19 protein-coding genes and 1 tRNA gene are annotated in these 18,889 nt (G+C 41.6%); 15 read left to right on the forward strand and 5 right to left on the reverse strand.

What is annotated here, in order from left to right; translation table 11 throughout:
* Positions 1 to 8 precede the first annotated feature (8 nt).
* The 6 genes from MTF66_RS14440 (at position 9) to rlmM (ending at position 5,224) form a co-directional block, all read left to right on the forward strand.
* Complete coding sequence (locus MTF66_RS14440) at positions 9 to 1,262, forward strand: DUF819 domain-containing protein (protein WP_054561810.1); 1,254 nt, start codon at positions 9 to 11, stop codon at positions 1,260 to 1,262.
* Positions 1,263 to 1,271: 9 nt separating this feature from the next.
* Positions 1,272 to 2,126 carry a 3-deoxy-8-phosphooctulonate synthase gene (gene kdsA, locus MTF66_RS14445; protein WP_054561809.1) on the forward strand — a complete coding sequence of 285 codons (855 nt, stop codon included), beginning with the start codon at positions 1,272 to 1,274 and terminating at the stop codon, positions 2,124 to 2,126.
* A 95-nt stretch (positions 2,127 to 2,221) separates the two neighbouring features.
* On the forward strand, positions 2,222 to 3,118 hold the full coding sequence (locus tag MTF66_RS14450) for a transcriptional regulator GcvA (RefSeq protein ID WP_054561808.1): 897 nt from the start codon (positions 2,222 to 2,224) through the stop codon (positions 3,116 to 3,118).
* Between the two features lies 1 nt (position 3,119).
* Positions 3,120 to 3,764, forward strand: a complete 645-nt coding sequence (locus MTF66_RS14455; protein WP_248527563.1) for an alpha/beta family hydrolase — start codon at positions 3,120 to 3,122, stop codon at positions 3,762 to 3,764.
* Positions 3,761 to 4,129, forward strand: a complete 369-nt coding sequence (locus tag MTF66_RS14460) for a DUF423 domain-containing protein (protein WP_054551639.1) — start codon at positions 3,761 to 3,763, stop codon at positions 4,127 to 4,129. Before MTF66_RS14455 ends, MTF66_RS14460 begins: the two co-directional genes overlap by 4 nt.
* Positions 4,130 to 4,138: 9 nt before the next feature.
* Positions 4,139 to 5,224: a 23S rRNA (cytidine(2498)-2'-O)-methyltransferase RlmM gene (gene rlmM, locus MTF66_RS14465; RefSeq protein ID WP_130167052.1), complete on the forward strand. Its 1,086-nt coding sequence runs from the start codon at positions 4,139 to 4,141 to the stop codon at positions 5,222 to 5,224.
* 73 nt (positions 5,225 to 5,297) lie between these two features.
* Here rlmM and cysZ read toward each other — a convergent pair whose 3' ends face one another.
* Entirely contained in the window at positions 5,298 to 6,005 is a 708-nt protein-coding gene (cysZ, locus tag MTF66_RS14470; RefSeq protein WP_181447721.1) for a sulfate transporter CysZ, read from the reverse strand.
* Between the two features lie 268 nt (positions 6,006 to 6,273).
* Here cysZ and MTF66_RS14475 point away from each other — a divergent pair, with 268 nt between their 5' ends.
* From MTF66_RS14475 to speB, 5 genes are all read left to right on the forward strand, one after another.
* The gene (locus tag MTF66_RS14475; protein WP_248527564.1) at positions 6,274 to 7,251 is read left to right on the forward strand and encodes a transposase; all 978 of its coding nucleotides are present in this window, start codon (positions 6,274 to 6,276) and stop codon (positions 7,249 to 7,251) included.
* A gap of 432 nt (positions 7,252 to 7,683) precedes the next feature.
* Positions 7,684 to 8,145, forward strand: coding sequence for a GNAT family N-acetyltransferase (locus tag MTF66_RS14480; protein ID WP_248527565.1), 462 nt, complete (start codon positions 7,684 to 7,686; stop codon positions 8,143 to 8,145).
* Positions 8,146 to 8,218: 73 nt separating this feature from the next.
* Positions 8,219 to 8,653 (forward strand): hypothetical protein, encoded by a 435-nt coding sequence (locus tag MTF66_RS14485; RefSeq protein ID WP_248527566.1) that lies wholly within the window; start codon positions 8,219 to 8,221, stop codon positions 8,651 to 8,653.
* Between the two features lie 290 nt (positions 8,654 to 8,943).
* A complete protein-coding gene (gene speA / locus MTF66_RS14490; protein ID WP_058585311.1) occupies positions 8,944 to 10,857 on the forward strand; it encodes a biosynthetic arginine decarboxylase in 1,914 nt (637 codons plus the stop codon).
* Positions 10,858 to 10,860: 3 nt separating this feature from the next.
* Positions 10,861 to 11,784 (forward strand): agmatinase, encoded by a 924-nt coding sequence (gene speB, locus MTF66_RS14495; RefSeq protein WP_063706052.1) that lies wholly within the window; start codon positions 10,861 to 10,863, stop codon positions 11,782 to 11,784.
* 56 nt (positions 11,785 to 11,840) lie between these two features.
* Here the strand turns inward: speB and MTF66_RS14500 are convergent, their stop codons facing one another.
* Together MTF66_RS14500 and gloB are read right to left on the reverse strand one after the other, a co-directional pair.
* Entirely contained in the window at positions 11,841 to 13,427 is a 1,587-nt protein-coding gene (locus MTF66_RS14500; RefSeq protein ID WP_248527567.1) for a LysM peptidoglycan-binding domain-containing protein, read from the reverse strand.
* Positions 13,428 to 13,574: 147 nt separating this feature from the next.
* Entirely contained in the window at positions 13,575 to 14,348 is a 774-nt protein-coding gene (gene gloB / locus MTF66_RS14505) for a hydroxyacylglutathione hydrolase (protein ID WP_248527568.1), read from the reverse strand.
* Positions 14,349 to 14,401: 53 nt separating this feature from the next.
* Here gloB and MTF66_RS14510 point away from each other — a divergent pair, with 53 nt between their 5' ends.
* Entirely contained in the window at positions 14,402 to 15,160 is a 759-nt protein-coding gene (locus MTF66_RS14510; RefSeq protein WP_248527569.1) for a class I SAM-dependent methyltransferase, read from the forward strand.
* On the opposite strand, the gene MTF66_RS14515 is transcribed toward MTF66_RS14510, so the two are convergent.
* Positions 15,131 to 15,994 (reverse strand): MBL fold metallo-hydrolase, encoded by an 864-nt coding sequence (locus MTF66_RS14515; protein WP_248527570.1) that lies wholly within the window; start codon positions 15,992 to 15,994, stop codon positions 15,131 to 15,133. The two genes, MTF66_RS14510 and MTF66_RS14515, sit on opposite strands and share 30 nt — an antisense overlap.
* A gap of 90 nt (positions 15,995 to 16,084) precedes the next feature.
* Positions 16,085 to 16,552, reverse strand: a complete 468-nt coding sequence (gene rnhA / locus MTF66_RS14520) for a ribonuclease HI (protein ID WP_054561796.1) — start codon at positions 16,550 to 16,552, stop codon at positions 16,085 to 16,087.
* Between the two features lie 68 nt (positions 16,553 to 16,620).
* Between rnhA and dnaQ the strand changes: the two genes are divergently transcribed.
* The 3 genes from dnaQ to MTF66_RS14535 all read left to right on the forward strand — a co-directional run bounded on the left by dnaQ (position 16,621) and on the right by MTF66_RS14535 (position 18,889).
* On the forward strand, positions 16,621 to 17,331 hold the full coding sequence (dnaQ, locus tag MTF66_RS14525; protein ID WP_054551624.1) for a DNA polymerase III subunit epsilon: 711 nt from the start codon (positions 16,621 to 16,623) through the stop codon (positions 17,329 to 17,331).
* Between the two features lie 9 nt (positions 17,332 to 17,340).
* Positions 17,341 to 18,714, forward strand: a complete 1,374-nt coding sequence (locus MTF66_RS14530) for a TIGR03503 family protein (RefSeq protein WP_248527571.1) — start codon at positions 17,341 to 17,343, stop codon at positions 18,712 to 18,714.
* A gap of 98 nt (positions 18,715 to 18,812) precedes the next feature.
* A tRNA-Asp gene (locus MTF66_RS14535) sits at positions 18,813 to 18,889 on the forward strand.

An 18,889-nucleotide genomic window follows, 5' to 3' on the forward strand; every position in this document is an offset into this window, starting at 1 on the left:
GAACATTTATGACTGACGCCCACAGTGCGCTAATTACCAATGACGCAGTCGTACTTGGTTTGCTTGCCGTTATTTTGGGGTTTATTTTTAAAACCTCGCACAGTAATAATGCTGCCTGCCAAAAATTTTATAAATATGTACCGGCATTATTGCTTTGCTATTTTTTACCATCATTACTCAATACCTTTGGTATTGTTGATGGCCATTCTTCAAATGTATATTTTGTGGCGTCGCGCTATTTACTACCAGCTTGCTTGATATTGCTTACTATCAGTATTGACTTAAAAGCGATTCTTAATCTAGGCCCGAAAGCATTAATCATGTTTTTAACAGGCACCATGGGTATTGTTATCGGTGGCCCACTGGCTATATTAGTGATGAGTGCTGTTTACCCAGAGGCTGTAGGTGGTCATGGCCCTGATGCTGTTTGGCGTGGTATGACGACCATTGCCGGCAGCTGGATTGGTGGCGGCGCAAACCAAGCTTCAATGAAAGAAATGTTTGAAGTAGGCGGCGATATCTTCTCTGCAATGGTGACCGTGGACGTAATTGTGGCTAACTTATGGATGGCTGTGTTGTTATTAATGGCAGCAAACCATAAGGCGATTGATGCTAAAACAGGCGCAGATACGCGTGCAATTGAAGATTTAAAAGAGCGCGTAGAAAAGTATCACGCTGAGCATGCGCGCATGCCTACCTTAAATGATTACATGACGATTATCGCTATTGCCTTTGGTATTACTGGCCTGGCACATTTTTGTGCTGACTTTTTAGGTCCGTTTTTTGGGGCTAACTTTCCATGGGCACAAGAGTATAGTTTAAACAGTAAATTCTTCTGGTTAATCGTTATCTCTACCACAATTGGTATTAGTTTATCGTTTACTAAAGTTCGCCATATTGAAGCCTTTGGCGCGTCAAAAGTAGCATCAAGCTTTTTATATATTCTTGTTGCTTCAATTGGCTTACACATGAATATTACTGCGATTTTTGACTCGCCAATGTACTTTGTACTGGGTGCGATTTGGATGATTACCCATGCAAGCTTAATGCTTATTGTGGCGAAATTAATTAAAGCTCCACTGTTTTACATGGCAGTAGGCTCTCAAGCCAATGTAGGCGGCGCGGCATCAGCACCTGTTGTTGCATCAGCTTTCCACCCATCGCTTGCGCCAGTAGGTGTTTTACTTGCTGTTTTAGGCTATGGTGTAGGTACTTACATGGCTTATATTTGTGGATTAATGCTACAAGCTGTTGCACCTTAAGGAATAGAAATGAACAACCAGTTAATTAAAATTAACGAGATTGAATTAGCCAACGACAAACCATTTGTATTGTTTGGTGGTATGAACGTACTTGAATCACGTGATTTAGCGATGCGTATTGCGGAGCATTACGTAGAAGTAACATCAAAGCTAAACATTCCATACGTTTTTAAAGCCTCTTTTGATAAAGCTAATCGCTCTTCAATTAACTCATACCGTGGCCCGGGCATGGAAGAAGGTTTAAAAATCTTTGAAGAAATTAAATCTACTTTTAATGTGCCACTGATCACCGACGTACATGAGCCGCATCAAGCTGCTCCTGTAGCAGAAGTGGTTGATGTAATTCAGTTACCGGCATTCCTTGCTCGTCAAACTGATCTAGTTGTAGCCATGGCAAAAACTGGCGCTATTATCAATGTGAAAAAGCCGCAGTTTTTGGCACCACACGAAATGCGTCATATCATTAAAAAGTTTAATGAAGCGGGCAACAATAATGTTGCACTGTGTGAGCGTGGTACTAGTTTTGGTTATAACAACCTTGTGGTTGATATGCTTGGTATGGATGACATGAAGCCTATGGCGCCGGTAATCTTTGATGCAACACACGCATTACAACGCCCAGGTGGCCGAGCTGACTCTGCGGATGGTCGCCGTGCGCAAGCTGCAGAACTTGCTCGCAGCGGTATGGCATTAGGTATTGCGGGTTTATTCATTGAAGCGCATCCTAATCCGAATGAAGCGAAATGTGATGGTCCATGTGCACTAGCACTAAGCAAGCTAGAAGGTTATTTATCGCAAATGAAAGCGGTTGATGACTTAGTTAAAAGCTTTGCACCACTTGATACCAGCGCAAGCGATTTATAAGTATTTAAGTATGAAAAAGGCGACCATGGTCGCCTTTTTTTATTTGTATCGCTATAATCGACGCATAAGAAAAACTAATTCTAAGTTTGGTGTTTATGTCTCGTCGTTTACCTCCTTTAAATGCACTAAAAGCATTCGAAGCCGCTGCCCGCCATTTGAGCTTTACCAAAGCAGCAGAAGAGCTATATGTAACGCAGGCCGCGGTGAGCCACCAAATTAAAACCCTTGAAGAGCATTTAGGTTTAAAGCTGTTTTTACGTAAAAATCGTTCTTTGCTGTTAACCGAAGAAGGGCAAGGCTACTTTTTAGATATTAAAGAAATTTTTACCCAGCTGATTGATGCCACAGAAAAACTACTTGCCCGAGGTGCGAAAGGTTCATTAACGGTAAGTTTAACGCCAAGCTTTGCGATTCAATGGTTAGTACCCAGACTTAGTTTATTTAATGAATTACATCCAGAAATCGACGTGCGAATTAAGGCGCAAGATCAGGATGAAAATTCACTTTCTGACGATGTTGATATTGCTATTTACTACGGCCGTGGTCACTGGAGTGGGGTTCAGACATATAAGCTCCACACTGAATATCTAGTGCCTTTATGTAGCCCATTGTTGTTAACGGGCCCTAAACCGCTTAATCAACCCAGTGATTTAGCAAATCATACCTTATTGCATGATACCACCCGTAAAAATTGGAAAACCTGGATGAAAACGGCAGGTGTACGTAATGTACAAGTTAACCAAGGGCCGATTTTTAGTCACTCATCGATGGTATTGCAAGCCGCGGTTCATGGGCAGGGGGTTGCAATTGGTAATAGCGTTTTAGCAAAACCCGATATTGATGCGGGCCGACTCGTCATTCCATTTAGTCACTCATTAGAAAGTAAAAATGCGTACTATTTAGTGATCCGCGAATCGCAAACAGAGCTTGGCAAAATAGTCTCTTTCAAAGACTGGATGCTGAGCTTAGTTGAACAAGAACAAGAGTATTAACATGTTACAGTGGTTTAAAAGTGCAACGGGCAAGGCGCGTGCACAATTTATATTTGCCCATGGTGCAGGGGCAGGCAGTGATTCTGAGTTTATGCAAACAATGGCTAACTTGATTAGTCAGCATGGGATTGATGTAGCCCTGTTTGATTTTCAGTATATGCAAATTGCAAAAGAAACAGGCAAGCGTAGGCCACCCGAGCGTGCTCCTAAGTTACTTGCCTACTTTAGTGAAGTTTTAGCCGAGCGCCAGCCAGATTTACCGCTATTTATTGGGGGTAAATCTATGGGTGGGCGTATGGCTTCTATGCTCTGTACCGAGCAGGACCAAGCTCAAATTGCTGGCGTGGTTGCTTTTGGCTATCCGTTTCACCCACCGGGTAAACCCGAAAAACTTCGCATAGACCATTTTGTTGATATGCCATGCCCTTTTTTAGTCCTGCAAGGTGAGCGTGATACGTTTGGGAATCAGCAAGAGCTCGCTGAACTTGAAATGGTCAACCCGCCAGAGATTAAATTTCTCAAAGATGGTGACCACTCATTAAAACCTCGCAAAAAAAGTGGCATTACAGAGCAAGAAAACTTAAAGCAAGCTGCAGATTATGCAGCGCAGTTTATTATGAATTTAGCGGCTGGAGATGCGCAATGATCAAACTATATTTAATGATTGGTAGCTTATTTTGCATGCTTTCGGTAATGCTTGGCGCATTTGCTGCTCATGGTTTAAAAAGCCGCGTTTCTGAGTATGCGATTGGAATTTTTAAAACCGCTGCTGAATATCAAATGGTGCATGGCCTTGCATTGATAGCAATTGCTATCTTAATTAAGTGGGGCATGAACTTAAGCTGGGCTGGTGGATTTTTTATCGCAGGGACCGTGTTATTTAGCGGTAGTTTGTATTTACTCGCACTAACGGGCATGAAGTGGCTTGGGCCTATCACCCCAATTGGCGGTGTTTGTTTTATTATTGGTTGGGCTATTTTGTTAGTTCAGGCAGCACGATATAAGTTTTAAGGGTTATCTATGTCGAGTGTAGTTATTTATTGTCGCAGTGGTTTTGAAAATGATGCCGCTGCTGAAATTACTTTTCAGGCTGCTGAACAAGGCTTTGCAGGTTACGTAAAAACAAAACCAAATACAGGTATTGTTGTTTACGAATGTTTTGATGCAAGCCACGGTGAAGAAATTATAAAAAAAGTAGATTTCAAAAATATGGTATTTGCTCGCCAATGGTTTACTGGCACCTTAGTTGATAACATGCCACTTGAAGACCGTGTAAGTGCCATTGTTGATGCTGCCGCTGAGTTTCCTGAATGTGGTGACCTACGCGTAGAAACGCCAGATACCAACGAAGGTAAAGAGCTGAGTAAGTTCTGCAAAAAGATTTCGACACCACTGAAAAAATCGCTTGAAAAGCGCTCGAAGGTAACACGCGAGCTTGCCGAGAAAAAACCAGTTATGCATGTGTTATTTTTAGCAAACGACAGTGCTTATGTTGGCTACTCATATACATTTAATAATTCGCCTTTCTTTATGGGCATTCCGCGTCTACGTATGCCTAATGATGCGCCGAGCCGCTCAACGTTGAAACTTGATGAAGCCTTTAACGTATTTATTCCACCTCATGAAGCTGAAGAGCGTATGCAACCTGGCATGCGAGGGGTTGATTTAGGCGCTTGCCCAGGTGGTTGGACTTATCAGCTGGTGCGCCGTGGAATGTTTGTAAGCGCAATCGATAATGGCCCTATGAATGATGACTTGATGGAAACTGGTCAGGTAAAGCACTTTAGAGTAGATGGTTTTAAATACCGCCCAGAAAAGCGCAATATTCAATGGTTAGTGTGTGACATGGTAGAAAAGCCGGCTAAAGTGACCAATCTAATGATAGATTGGGCGGTGAATGCCTACGCAAAAGAGCTTATTTTTAATCTTAAACTACCGATGAAAAAACGTTTTGATAGCGTTTACGAGTGTTTAAAAATGATTAAAGAAGAGCTTGAAAAGTATGGCGTAAGTTACGAATTACAAGCCAAGCACTTATATCATGACCGTGAAGAAGTCACGGTACATTTGAATGTAACTAAGGTGCCGCAAAGCCTCTATAGTTAACCTTAATTTGAAATTAAAAAGGCCAATAGCTAACACTATTGGCCTTTTTATTAGGTATCTGAAAACCTAATTTTTAACGGTATTTACTACGATAATTATCGACCCATAAACGAGTACCGCCGCACACTGCAACAGGCATGACAATAAGGTTTACGAATGGAATGGCAGTTAAAATCATTACCGCTAATCCAAAACCATAAGAAAGTGTTTGCTTTTGCTTTAAGTCATTTTTCATTTCGTTAAAGCTAATTTTATGGTTATCGAACGCATAGTCTTCGTATTGCACTGCATACATCCAACAGGTGAATAACACCCATAAAACTTGCCCGATCACAGGTAAAATCCACAATAAAATAAAAAAGCCTATAGCGCGCGGTAGGTAATAGCACAGTTTTGTCCATTCTCTACCTAGCATACGTGGCACATCTTTCATTGTATCGAAAAGGCTGTCGTCATTAATTTTTTGCCCCGTTAAGTAAAGCTCGACTTTTTCACTGAGTAGGCCGTTGAATGGAGCTGCTATAAAATTAGTGATAACCGTGAAGAGCATGCTGTAACTAAATAAAATCACCAGCACGGCAATCGGCCACATTAGCCATTCGAGCCAGCTAAGCCATTCGGGTAATAACGAGTTCATGTAAGCAAAGCCATCAGTGAGCCAGCCATATAAAAAGAACAGCGAACTACCAAATAGCAGGATATTGATTAATAAAGGAATAAGTACAAAACGTTTCAACCCCTTTTGGCTAATTAATTTAAAGCCAGAAAAGAAGTATTCCATACCTTGAGTGAACTGCACGAGAAAACCTCATCTTTTTTCTTGTTGTTTGCAGTATATGGTTTTAACGATATTTGAACAGCTTTTTTCCGTAACAAAGTGTTTAACCCTTTACTTTACATAGACAGTCACTTTAAGCCTAGGCCTCAGCTGTAATCAAATAATTTAAATGGACAGTCACTAGATGTAAGTGCTCTTGCAGTACAAAAGTTTTTGTCTACACTTTAGTTACAGCTAACGCATTTCAAATTATCAGTTCAAGGAGTGAACGATGGCTTTAGCAAGGAAGCGGCAAATCTGCTTGTCGAACACCAAATATTATCATTGTGTATCCCGTTGCGTCAGACGTGCTTACCTTTGCGGGGAAGATGCACTCACAGGTAAATCATATGAACATCGCAGAGGCTGGGTCGAAGAGCGCCTACTTTTTCTTGCAAAGATATTTTGTATTGATGTATGTGCTTATGCGGTGATGAGCAATCATACTCATATTGTGCTTTATGTTGATGATAAAAAAGCAAATAGGTTATCGGATAAAGCCATTCTTTTACGCTGGTTTAAGCTCAGTAAAATGACGCCTTTAGGCCAAAAGTTCCTCCATGGTGAGCGACTGAGTGACGGCCAACAAGTCTTCTTAAATAAAGAGGTTGCAGAATATAGGACGCGCCTTTCGAGCATTAGTTGGTTTATGCGAATGCTTAATGAATATATTGCCAGGCGTGCGAATAAAGAAGACGAATGTACTGGTCACTTTTGGGAAGGGCGCTTTAAGAGCCAAGCATTGCTTGATGAGTCAGCACTTTTAGCATGTATGGCCTATGTTGATTTAAACCCTGTTCGTGCTAAAGCTGCGAGCACGCCGGAGCAATCGAACTATACCAGTTTTAAAAAGCGATTCCAGAGCGCGAAGGAGTCAAAGCAACCTATGGTACTAGCTCGTTTTATTGGTGGTATGAGTAGGTATAAGTCAAAGGGAATAACTTTTGAGTTAAAGTCATACCTGTTACTCGTGGAGCAAACAGGGCGTTGTATCAGTGCGGGTAAGCCTGGATATATAGAGCATAATTTACCTCCTATTCTTGAAAGGCTGAATTTCGAACCGGAAAAATGGTTAACACTAACAACTTACTTTGAAAACTTATTTCATGGAGCTGTAGGTCGAGTAGGTGCAATTGAAAATTATTGTAGTAAAACTGCTCGCAGGCGACGAAGTAACTGTACTAATAGTCGATTATTGTTTGCTAGCTAATTTCAATGTGATTTTGTAAGGTGGATTTAACTTCACCGCTTTAGTATGTCTAGAGGTTCTCATACATATTGAAATAGGTCTCAAAATTTAAGAATAAATCAGTACTTTCTAAATAAGTGGTTCTGCGAAGTCATTTTCAACTGAAACTAAGATGAATTTCATTTCAACTCTAAGGCTTTTATTTTTAAGTGACTGTCTTGTTAAAATTTGTCAGCAGAAAGCATTAATCCTAAATAGGGTGGTGTAGGTTGGACTTTAATTTTTATCAACTGGGCGTTTTTTCAGTTACATACCGTTGAACTAAGCGATAGTATGGCGGTCTGAACAGTACCTATAAAAATGAATATTGAAAACAAGAGTAGAGGAACAGACTAATATCCGATATTATTGTTAACATCATTAACAAAACCGACATATAAAAATGGGAGTTTTATGCAGTTAGTCGATTTAAATCCACATGATCCTGAAGTAGTTAACGTGTTTTCTGATATAGACCGACTCATAAACTCATTATACCCTGTTGCTACCGCCCAATCTTTAAGTGTTGAAGAGTTAGATGAGCCTAATGTATATGCTATAGGCTTAAGAAATGAAGATGGTATCGTTGCATGTGGCGCAATTGTGATGCAAGAAGGCAACCCTCCATACGGTGAAATCCGCCGGTTATATGTAAAACCAAGTTACCGTGGTAAAGGTTTATCACGTCGAATTATGCAAATTTTATTGCATCAAGCTGGTGAGCAACTCATTCCGCTTATTCGATTAGAAACAGGTCCTAAGCAAACAGAATCTATTAGCTTATACGAAAACTTAGGTTTCAATCGTTGTGGTCCGTTTGGGAATTACAGCGAAAATCCACAAAGTTTATTCATGGAGTTAGGGCTTAACCAGTAATTTAGGTGTTAAGTCATGTTTTAGTGAGATCGCCTTAATTTATAAATATTCTTTACAAATCTTATGTTTTATTATGGTTTTGTTGATAGCTTCTTGCGGTGATAAACCGCAGCTATCTAATTTTACTCAAAATAAGCAACCAGACCTTACTATTGGTGCTACTCAGTTCTACCTAAACTCATGTCATTCCCTCACTGGTGTCTTCAATCATAATGGCAGCATAAAAACAAAAGTAATTCTTACATTTCCTACTCGTCCTTTAAGTGTTTGCAATAATAAGCAATCACAGCTGAATTTTGACGGTACTCATCTTACTGTAAAAATTTGCCGTACTGCTTTTGGCGCAGGTGGCTGTGGTGTTGAAAAATACCGCACAAAAGATTTCGAAAACTGGCAAGAGTATATTGGTATTACGTGGCATGATGACGAGCAATATGAAGCGTGGAGGTACTTAGGGTCAAATTATTCAAAAGCCGACGAAATCACAAAAGCAGTGCCTGTCCACTGATATGAATATTGATTTCACTAACATATATTTTCTAACGCATATTTTTAAAGTGGCTGTCCATTATAAAATTACTCATTTACCATATTGAGTGCCTGTCCATCTAAAAAGTTTAAATACTCACAGCTATTTCAAATCCTAATTACAATGAGTGTCTATAAATCAGTTTTTCACATCAAAAATCACTCGTTACGAGTAAAAATTCTTGTTGGACTTGAATCACTATTTTTCTTTTAATGCGCGGCAACAACCCTTGCCTATTTCGGCACTACTAAAATAAAAGAGAAAGATAGATGAAAGAAACAACATCACTAGAACAAGCTCGTACGAGTTACAATGTTCGTCATTGGAGCCAAGGTTTCTTTGGTATTAATGATCAAGGTGATGTGTATGTTGCGCCAAAGGCCCATGCCCCAGAGCAAACCATTGCACTAATCGATATCGCACAGCAATTACAAGATAAAGGCTTAAGCTTGCCTGCGCTAGTTCGTTTTCCACAAATTTTACATCATCGTGTACATAGCTTATGTCAGGCATTTAACACGGCGATTGAAAATTATGGTTACCCGAAAGACTATTTGCTTGTTTACCCAATTAAAGTAAACCAACAGCGTGAAGTTGTTGAAGAAATTGTTGCAAGCCAAGCTGATATTGAAAAGAAACAATTGGGTCTAGAAGCGGGCAGTAAACCTGAGCTACTAACTGTATTAGCAATGGCTGAAAAAACCAGTGCTGTCATTGTGTGTAATGGCTACAAAGACCAAGAATACATTCGTTTAGCATTGATTGGCGAAAAGCTAGGTCACAAGGTTTACATTGTTCTTGAAAAACTGTCTGAGCTAGACATGGTGCTTAGCCAAGCTAAAGAGTTAAACGTAAAGCCACGCATTGGTATTCGCGTACGTTTAGCGTCGCAAGGTAAGGGCAAGTGGCAAGCAAGTGGTGGCGAAAAATCAAAATTTGGTTTGTCGGCATCGCAAGTACTCAGTGTGGTTAATCGTCTTAAAGCGTCTGATCAACTCGATCTGATCCAACTTGTACACTTTCACCTTGGCTCGCAAATGGCCAACATTCGCGATGTGCGCTTAGGTGTGAGTGAAGCTGCGCGTTTTTACTGTGAGTTACGCAAATTAGGTGCACAAATTGATTGCTTAGATGTGGGTGGCGGTTTAGCGGTAGATTACGACGGTACACGCAGCCAGTCTCATAACTCAATGAACTATAGCCTAAGTGAGTACGCTAATAACATTGTATACACCATTGGCGATACCTGTAAGTTATATGAGCAGCCAATGCCGCGCATTATTTCTGAATCAGGTCGTGCCTTAACAGCGCACCATGCTGTATTGATTTCGAATGTTATTGGTACCGAAAGCTATGTACCAGAAGACATTCAAGCGCCAGCCGCTGATGCACCACTATTATTAAAAAACATGTGGACATCATGGCAGCAGTTAAGTGATGACAATGACGACCGTGCATTAATCGAAATTTATCATGATAGCCAAGGTGATTTAGCCGAAGCACATAATCAATTTGCACTTGGTTTGTTAGATTTAACAGAGCGAGCATGGGCGGAGCAAGTTAACTTACGTGTATGTTATGAACTTAACAAACATATGGATAACAAAAATCGTTTTCACCGCCCGATTATTGATGAATTAAATGCGCGTTTAGCAGATAAGTTTTTTGTGAACTTTTCATTGTTTCAGTCATTGCCGGATGCGTGGGGTATTGACCAAGTGTTTCCTGTTCTACCATTAAGTGGTTTAACAGAAGCACCACAAAAACGCGCCGTGTTACTTGATATCACTTGCGATTCAGACGGTGCTATGGAGCATTATGTAGACGGTCAAGGTATTGAAAGCACATTACCTGTGCCAGCTTTTAGCGAAGAAAAACCTTATTTAATGGGCTTTTTCTTAGTGGGTGCTTATCAGGAGATTTTAGGTGATATGCACAACTTATTTGGCGACACACACAGTGCAATTATAAAAATGGATGAGCAAGGTCAGGCGCAAATCACTGAAGTTAACGAAGGTGATACCGTTGCAGACATGATGCGTTACGTACATTTAGATGTAGAAAGCTTCCAGCAATCTTACGCCCAGCTGGTGGCTGCTAAATTGCCAGAAACTGAACAGCAAAGCGTATTAAATGAGCTGCAAACTGGCTTAAATGGTTACACTTATTTAGAAGAGTTATAAGCAATGTCGACATTGTTTGACCACACAGATCATTCATTGTACTCAAACGGCATGACGTTTTTACGTCAGCCGATGGTGCAGAACATCACCGCAATCGATGCCGATGTAGTGGTGTTAGGTCTACCATTTGATTTGGCGACCTCAGGTCGTCCTGGTGCACGCTTAGGCCCTGACGCAATTCGTCGTGCCTCAGTGCACCTCGCATGGGAAGAAACCAAGTACCCGTGGACGTTTCCGTTGTTTGAGCGTTTAAAATTAGCTGATGCAGGTGATTTTACTTACCCAGTAGGCGACCCAGAATATTTTACCGCGCAGTTAGAATTAGCCGCTGAGCAAATTCTTCGCCAAGGTAAAACATTATTAGGTTTAGGTGGCGACCACTTTGTGACTTTGCCGCTACTGCGTGCTCATGCAAAACAACACGGTAAAATGGCATTAGTGCATTTTGATGCCCACACAGATACTTACAGCAATGGTTCGCGCTATGATCACGGTACCATGTTTTACCATGCGCCGATGGAAGGGCTTATTGATGTTGATCACAGTATTCAAATAGGTATTCGTACTGACTTTGATCAGAGTAAGCATGAGTTTGCAGTGATTGATGCAATGGCAGCTAATGACTTGCCAGCGCAAGATATCGCAGAGCAAATTAAAGCACGCGTCGGTGACTTACCTGTGTACTTAACCTTTGATATTGACTGCCTTGATCCAGCATTCGCTCCAGGGACAGGCACCCCAGTGTGTGGTGGCTTAACCAGCGATAAAGTACTCAAAGTACTTCGTGCATTGAAAGGCATTAATATGGTCGGTATGGATGTGGTTGAAGTGTCGCCATCCTATGACCAAAGTGAACTAACAGCCATTGCTGCAGCGACCATTGCCAATGAGTTATTACACTTATGGGCTTTGAAGCATAAATACTAAATGAGAGACACAAAGAGCGCCGTTAGGCGCTCTTTTTTTGATATTAGATGAAGCAATTATGCGCTTCGAACATCAACCTTTAACTTCAGCTTTTGCCCAGGTTGAATGTACTTTTGTCCAGCTAATGAATTCCATTTAATAATATCTTGCACAGACACATTAAACTTAGCAGCAATGCGCGCTAACGAGTCACCACGACGAACTTTATAGGTAATGGTGCGCTCTTTGATTTGTGTAGCAGCAAGTTGTGATTTTTCTTGCTTATACACAGTTAGCTTTTGACCAACACGCAGTACAGCGTCTTTTTTCAGCTTATTCCATGTTGCAAGTTCAGCTATGGTCACATCGTACTCACGGCTGATATCCCACAGTGTATCGCCACTGGCCACTTTATGGCTTAGCTTTTTACGTGTTGCTTTATTAGCCGCCATACGTACTGATTTTGGTAAATGCTGGCTATTAATCTCACCATCGCTCAGTGGCACAAGTAATTGCTGACCAACACGAATAGTATTCGATGAAAGCTTATTCAGGGTTTTAATCGCGTTTGTGCTTGTTGAAAACTTCTTCGCAATCACAGATAAACTGTCACCACGTGCAACAACATATTGCTGCCAGCGTAGGCGGTCTTTTTGCTCTGTTTTAGCTAGCTTGTCAGTAAACGCTTCTACCTTATCAGACGGTAATAATAAAAAGTGTGGGCCATTTGGATCTGTAGCCCAACGATTGAAGCCAGGGTTCAAACGATAAAGCTCTGTTAAGCTAATACCTGCCATGTCAGCGGCAAGTGCTAAGTCAATTTGGCTACCTACATTAACTGCTTCAACGACTTGAGCATTAATAATTGGTTGCCACTTAACACCAAATTCGTCACTGCGTTTTACCAGATCAGACAGCGCTAACAGCTTAGGTACGTAGGCTGTGGTCTCTCTTGGTAAATCAAGTGACCAAAAATCCGTTGGTAAATGCTTTTTACGGTTCTTTTTAATGGCACGCAGTAAACGACCTTCACCTGAGTTATAGGCTGCAATGGCATTTAGCCAATCGCCTTCTAAGGTTTTGTGTAAATATGATAAGTAATCTAGCGCTGCACGGGTCGATTGTACAATGTCACGGCGACCGTCATACCACCAGTTTTGTTTTAAATCGAAACGTTCACCAGTCTGTGGCATAAATTGCCAAATGCCAGAAGCACTGCGATGTGAATAACCAAATGGGTCAAACGCACTTTCTACAATAGGTAAAAGCGCAATTTCGATTGGCATTTGACGCTTTTCGACTTCTTCTACAATAAAGTATAGGTAAGGCTCAGCGCGCTTAGAGATACGATCTAAATAGGCCTGATGACGCGCATAATAGTTACGCTCAGCAACAACTGGGCGGTTTTGTGGCACATCAATCGAAAGCTGATAACGAATACGTTCCCATACATCATCAAATACAGGAGGCGGCTCATCAATATCGGTTAATTGTTGATATTGAGCGTTAATCATCAATGCATCATTGATATCGCTCGGACTTGCGCCGTCTAATTGTTGTTCAACATTATTGTTCGCAACATCTGTACTTGCTGAATCAGAAGCTGTTAATTGACAGCCACTTAAAATCAGCGCAAGTGATAAAACTAAAGGAGACTTATACATATATACCCATACATCAGGTAAAAAAACTCGGCGAATATTACCTGCTCTGAGAACATATTGCCACTTTATGACCAGTTTATGTCAGCTTATTATTGCAAGATGCTGATCTAAATATACAAAATTGTAACTACCGGTGTTTACGTTTTTTTAAAAGTTATCTTTCCAGGCTCTGAGACCTGCAAAGCGTTGCCAAGGTTCATTCAGATCCAAATTAATTTTTAGCTCATCAGGAAGCTCATCAGTGATTGTTGCTATATTGCTACGTAAAAATGGATTTATTTGTTTTTCCACGCCTAACTGGGTTGGCAAGCTTATTTCGTCTTTGGCGCGCAGCGTATCTACCTTATCACTGTAGTTGAGAAGGTATTCGTTATTTGGCTCTACAGCTTTTGCGAAAGCTAAGTTGGCTTGCGTGTATTCATGGGTGCAGTAGATTTTACACTCATCTGGCAGGGCTCTTAGCTTACATAACGAGTGCCACATTTGTTCTGCGCTGCCTTCGAATAATCGTCCGCAGCCAGCACTAAATAAGGTGTCGCCAGTAAAACTTAATTCGTCATTAATGTAACAAATATGGTCTAGGGTATGGCCAGGTGTCGCAAGCACGGTAAAAGTGTAATCATACACAGTGACTTTATCCGCTTCTGATACGCCATGAGTAATGCCTTTAAAAGGGCTGTGTCTTGGCCCATAAACCGGAATATCACGAAATTCCTTAACCAGTGCAGCCACGCCATCGGTATGATCATAATGGTGGTGAGTAATCAAAATACCGCTAAGTGTTAAGTTATGCTCGCTCAGATAGTTTAAAACAGGTTCTGCTTGACCCGGGTCGACGACCCAAGCTGTTTGCTCAGCTTCATTGCTGATGCACCAAATGTAATTATCAGAAAAGGCTTTAATTGCTTTAACTTGCACCATGTTTAATTGCTCTATAAAGTGACAGTTAACACACAGTATAACGAGCTCAGAAAATGAAACCAGCCCTTAGTTTTCAAGAAGGTCCTAAGCCATACACTTGGCAGCAGTTCCCTCATGGTGACTATTTACGTGCTGAAATTGAACGTAAGCTAATGCCATGGCTGCCACGCATGTTTGGCTATCACATGCTCAAACTTGGTAATTTAAGTGGAGAGCTGGCAACCAGTGAAAGTCCTATAAAGCATCAAGTTTGTGTAGCAGAGCAGGGGCTATTTACTGGTGTTATTGCTGATGTAGACGAGCTGCCTTTTTATGAGCACAGTGTTGATGCTTGCATATTATCGCATTGCTTAGAATATCATTCTGATCCACACCACATCTTACGTGAAGCACACCGTACTTTAATTCCCGGTGGCTATCTGGTGATCACGGGCTTTAACCCATTTAGCTTGTGTGGCTTGGCGCAGCTTTTACCTTTTAGTCGCCAAAAGTTACCTTGGACAGGGCGCTTTTTTACGCCATCACGAGTAAAAGACTGGTTGAATCTATTAGGCTTTGAGATTATTTCCGACGAGCGATTTATCCATTCATCGCTTGCAAGAGGCAACCGTTTGTCACGTTTTGCGGCGTGGCGCAGCTTTGGCCAGCAATATTTAAAGCCAATGGGCAGTGTGTATATGCTGGTGGCTCGAAAACGTGTGGCCCCGCTGACACCAATTAAACCTAAATGGCATGCAAGGCCGCAATTTTCGCCAGTGAAAGGAGCAGGGCTCAGGCAAACATCAAAGCAGCACTGTGAGCGGGATAGCTAAATAGTGTTGTTGAGTATCCGTTTTACTTGGGTACTGGCCTGCACGAATATTTAATTGAATAGAAGGGTGCAACAGCTTTGGTACTGCCAAGGTTGCATCGCGGCCTTCCCGAGTTGCAATAAAGCTTTGTTTATCCCCTTTTAAATGAATGTTTTGCTCACGCTGCTCTTTCACTGTGGTTTTGTTCGCAAGAGGGCGGCCATCTGGTTGATAGTCATGACACATCCAAAGTACGGTATCGTCAGGAAACGCTAAAATTCGCTGTAGTGAGTCATATAACTCACCGGCACTGCCTCCTGGGAAATCACAGCGGGCTGTGCCACTGTCTGGCATAAAGAAGGTGTCGCCAACAAATACATTGCCATCAATGTGAAAACACACGCTGTCAGGGGTATGGCCCGGTGTGGCAATCACATCTACTGTGTAATCACCTAACTGAAATTGTGCTTTATCAGCAAATAAAGCATCAAAAGGTTCACCATTACATGGCATATCAAGATTATAAAGTTGGCTAAAGTGCTGTTGCACTTGTGTGATCCCTTCACCCGTGCCGAGTTTACAAGGGTGTGTGTCTTGTAATTGCTGCTTTATGTAACTTGCTGCGGTGATATGGTCAGCATGGGCATGAGTTTCAAGGAGCCATTGAAGTGTCAGCTGCTCAGTCTTTATGTAGCTAATGATCTCATTGGCTGTGGTAAAACTTAACTCACCACTTGGCATATCAAAATCAGCTGGCGCATCAATCAGCAAGCACTGTTTAGTGCTTTCGCAACTGACTAAGTAGCATAGAGTGGCGCTTTGTTGATGAAAAAAAGAGTGAATGCGCAGAGCCATAATGAATCCTTTATATTTCTTTATAGCCAAATCTTATAACATATAACAAAAATATAAAACGACCTGCGCCAAGTTTATTTCAAGGTGCTTTTAATTACCGTCGTAACCTGTGTCTTCAAGTAATTGATCGCTGCCAGCGGCTTCGCGGGCTAGATCGTCAACAATCTCATTGTATTTATTGCCGCTATGGCCTTTTACCCAACGCCATTCTACCTCGTGTTGTTGGCAGGCAGCATCGAGTCGTTTCCATAAATCGACATTCTTAACTGGTTTTTTAGCTGCGGTTTTCCAGCCGCGCTTTTTCCAATTTTCAACCCATGACTCGATGCCCTGTTTAACATATTGGCTATCGGTCGTCAGAATGACGTGACAAGAGCGGGTGAGAGTTTCTAGTGCAACGATAGCTGCGAGCATTTCCATCCGATTATTTGTTGTTAGGGTGTAGCCTTGACTTAATTGCTTCTCGTGGCCGTTGTATCGCATCACGATGCCATACCCTCCAGGCCCTGGATTTCCTAAACATGATCCATCGGTGTAAATCTCTACGGTTTTCTGCACTGTTTTACCTTGATATTGTGTACAATAAAGTGAATATAGAAAGATACCAGAGTCAGGCTTAAGACGATATGGCACATAGACAAATAGTTTTAGATACAGAAACCACGGGTATTGACCCAAAGCAAGGCCACCGCATTATTGAAATCGGTTGTGTTGAACTTGTAAATCGCCGTCTTACTGGCAACAACTTTCATGTGTATATCAATCCACAACGTGAAATAGAAGAAGAAGCAATAGACGTTCACGGTATCACCAATGAATTTTTGCGTGATAAACCCCTGTACCATCAAATTGCCCATGAGTTTTTAGAGTATATTCGTGGTGCTGAGCTTGTTATTCATAACGCAGCGTTCGATATCGGTCACATGGATAATGAGTTTGCATTGTTAAATCAAGGTTTTCCGAATACTGCCGATGTATGTAGTGTACTTGATACTTTAAAAATGGCGCGTGACTTGCACCCAGGTCAAAAGAATAACCTTGATGCACTTTGCCGTCGTTACGATATTGATAACTCAAAGCGTACGTTACACGGCGCTTTACTGGATTCTGAGATCTTAGCCGATGTTTACCTGTCGATGACGGGTGGGCAAGTAAAACTGAATCTTAATCAAAATAAAGATGAAGGCTCAACCCAACAAGCTGGTGGTATTCGCCGACTAAGTGCTGATAGAGCACCGCTTGTGGTATTAAGAGCAACAGAACAAGAGCACGCCGCTCACGAAGAGCGTTTAGACTTGGTTGCAAAGGGTGGCCAATGCCTATGGCGTGCAGAATAAGGTAATAAAATGAGAAAACAACTACTAGCAGGATTAGTGTGTTTAATTCCCTTAGCGGGATTTGCCAACGAGCAAGATAAAATAACCCCATTAGAACGTGATGGGGTGCAAAATGAAATTCCCCTGCTAGAGAACCGTTTTCGTATTGACCATAAAGTCGATAAAGTAACCTTACTCTTCTTTCGTAAACGCGGTGCTCCTGCCGTTGTGTTAGTACGCCCTGACGGCACTAAGTATTACGCTACTGACTCAGTAAACAATGATGACCTCGACTGGCATGATGAACTGAGCTACGACCTGATCACCATTAGCAACCCCATGCCAGGCCCTTGGCAAGTGGTCGGCAGTATCTTGCCAGATAGCCGTATTATGGTGCTGGGTGAAATAGAGCTTAATGTTGATCCACTCCCGCCTATGCTGTTTCGTGGCGAAACAGTAAAACTGACTGGCCGCGTATTAAATGACGGTGAACCAATAGAAGTTGGTCAGTTTCGCGATGTGATAAGTTTGCACGTTGATTTTGTCAGCACTAATAATAGTGATTACGCAAACTTTGGTGCGGGCACGCAAAGTGTTACCGATTTTAGAGATGATGGCCGTGGCTTTGATGAGCGTCCACTTGATGGTGTGTTTACCGGTGAGTTTAAGCTGGTCTTTCCGGCAGGAGAGTGGCAACCAGAGCTATATATAGAAACGCCTATATTAAAGCGTACCGTGGTGCAAAAACCGATAGTCGTGCATGAGCCGCCTTTTGATTATGAAGTAGCACTTGCTGAGCAAGATGAAGATGACCACATTTTAACGATCTCGCTAAATCCTGAAATTGTTAAACCAGATACTGTACTTATTCAAGGAAAAATATATTACCCCAATAATGAAGAGCAAATGTTCTCTTTAGATGCTGATAAATCGCAAACACGAGAGCTTGCAATTAAAAATTATGATTGGGGACGATACAGTGTTGAGCTCTCTGTATTTGGTAGCAACATAAATGACCGTGAATTTATGGCAACGTTACCGACTTATAAATTTGAAATTGAACGACCAATTGAAGCTGTACCAGAAATTGTTCGCCCAGAAATTGATTTAGAAGCGCAAGCAGAGCAACAACGAATTCTTGAAGAAGAACAAAAAGCGTCCACCATGCTCATGGTGACCTTAATTGTTGTTGGAAATTTAACCGTCCTTTTATTAGGTTGGCTGGCAATTAGAATTTTTGTTCAAAAGAAACCGCTGAAATTTAAAATTTCTTTACCGTTTTTAAAGAAAAAAAATCAAACCGAAAATGATGAGCAAGCAACGAATGAAAATGAAGTTGGCAAAAATGGCTCAAAAAATGACAAATCAGGTGAAATTTTAAACCTTTCGATGTCAGATGACTAAAAAACCTGTAAAAATACAAAAAACCCCTTGACGAACCAGAGGGTGATTCGTATTATTCACGCCGCTGTCAGGGGAGACTCAGTCAGCAACGAAAATGTGGAGTGGTAGTTCAGTTGGTTAGAATACCGGCCTGTCACGCCGGGGGTCGCGGGTTCGAGTCCCGTCCACTCCGCCA

It is taken from the genome of Pseudoalteromonas sp. 2CM39R (genome assembly GCF_023161845.1).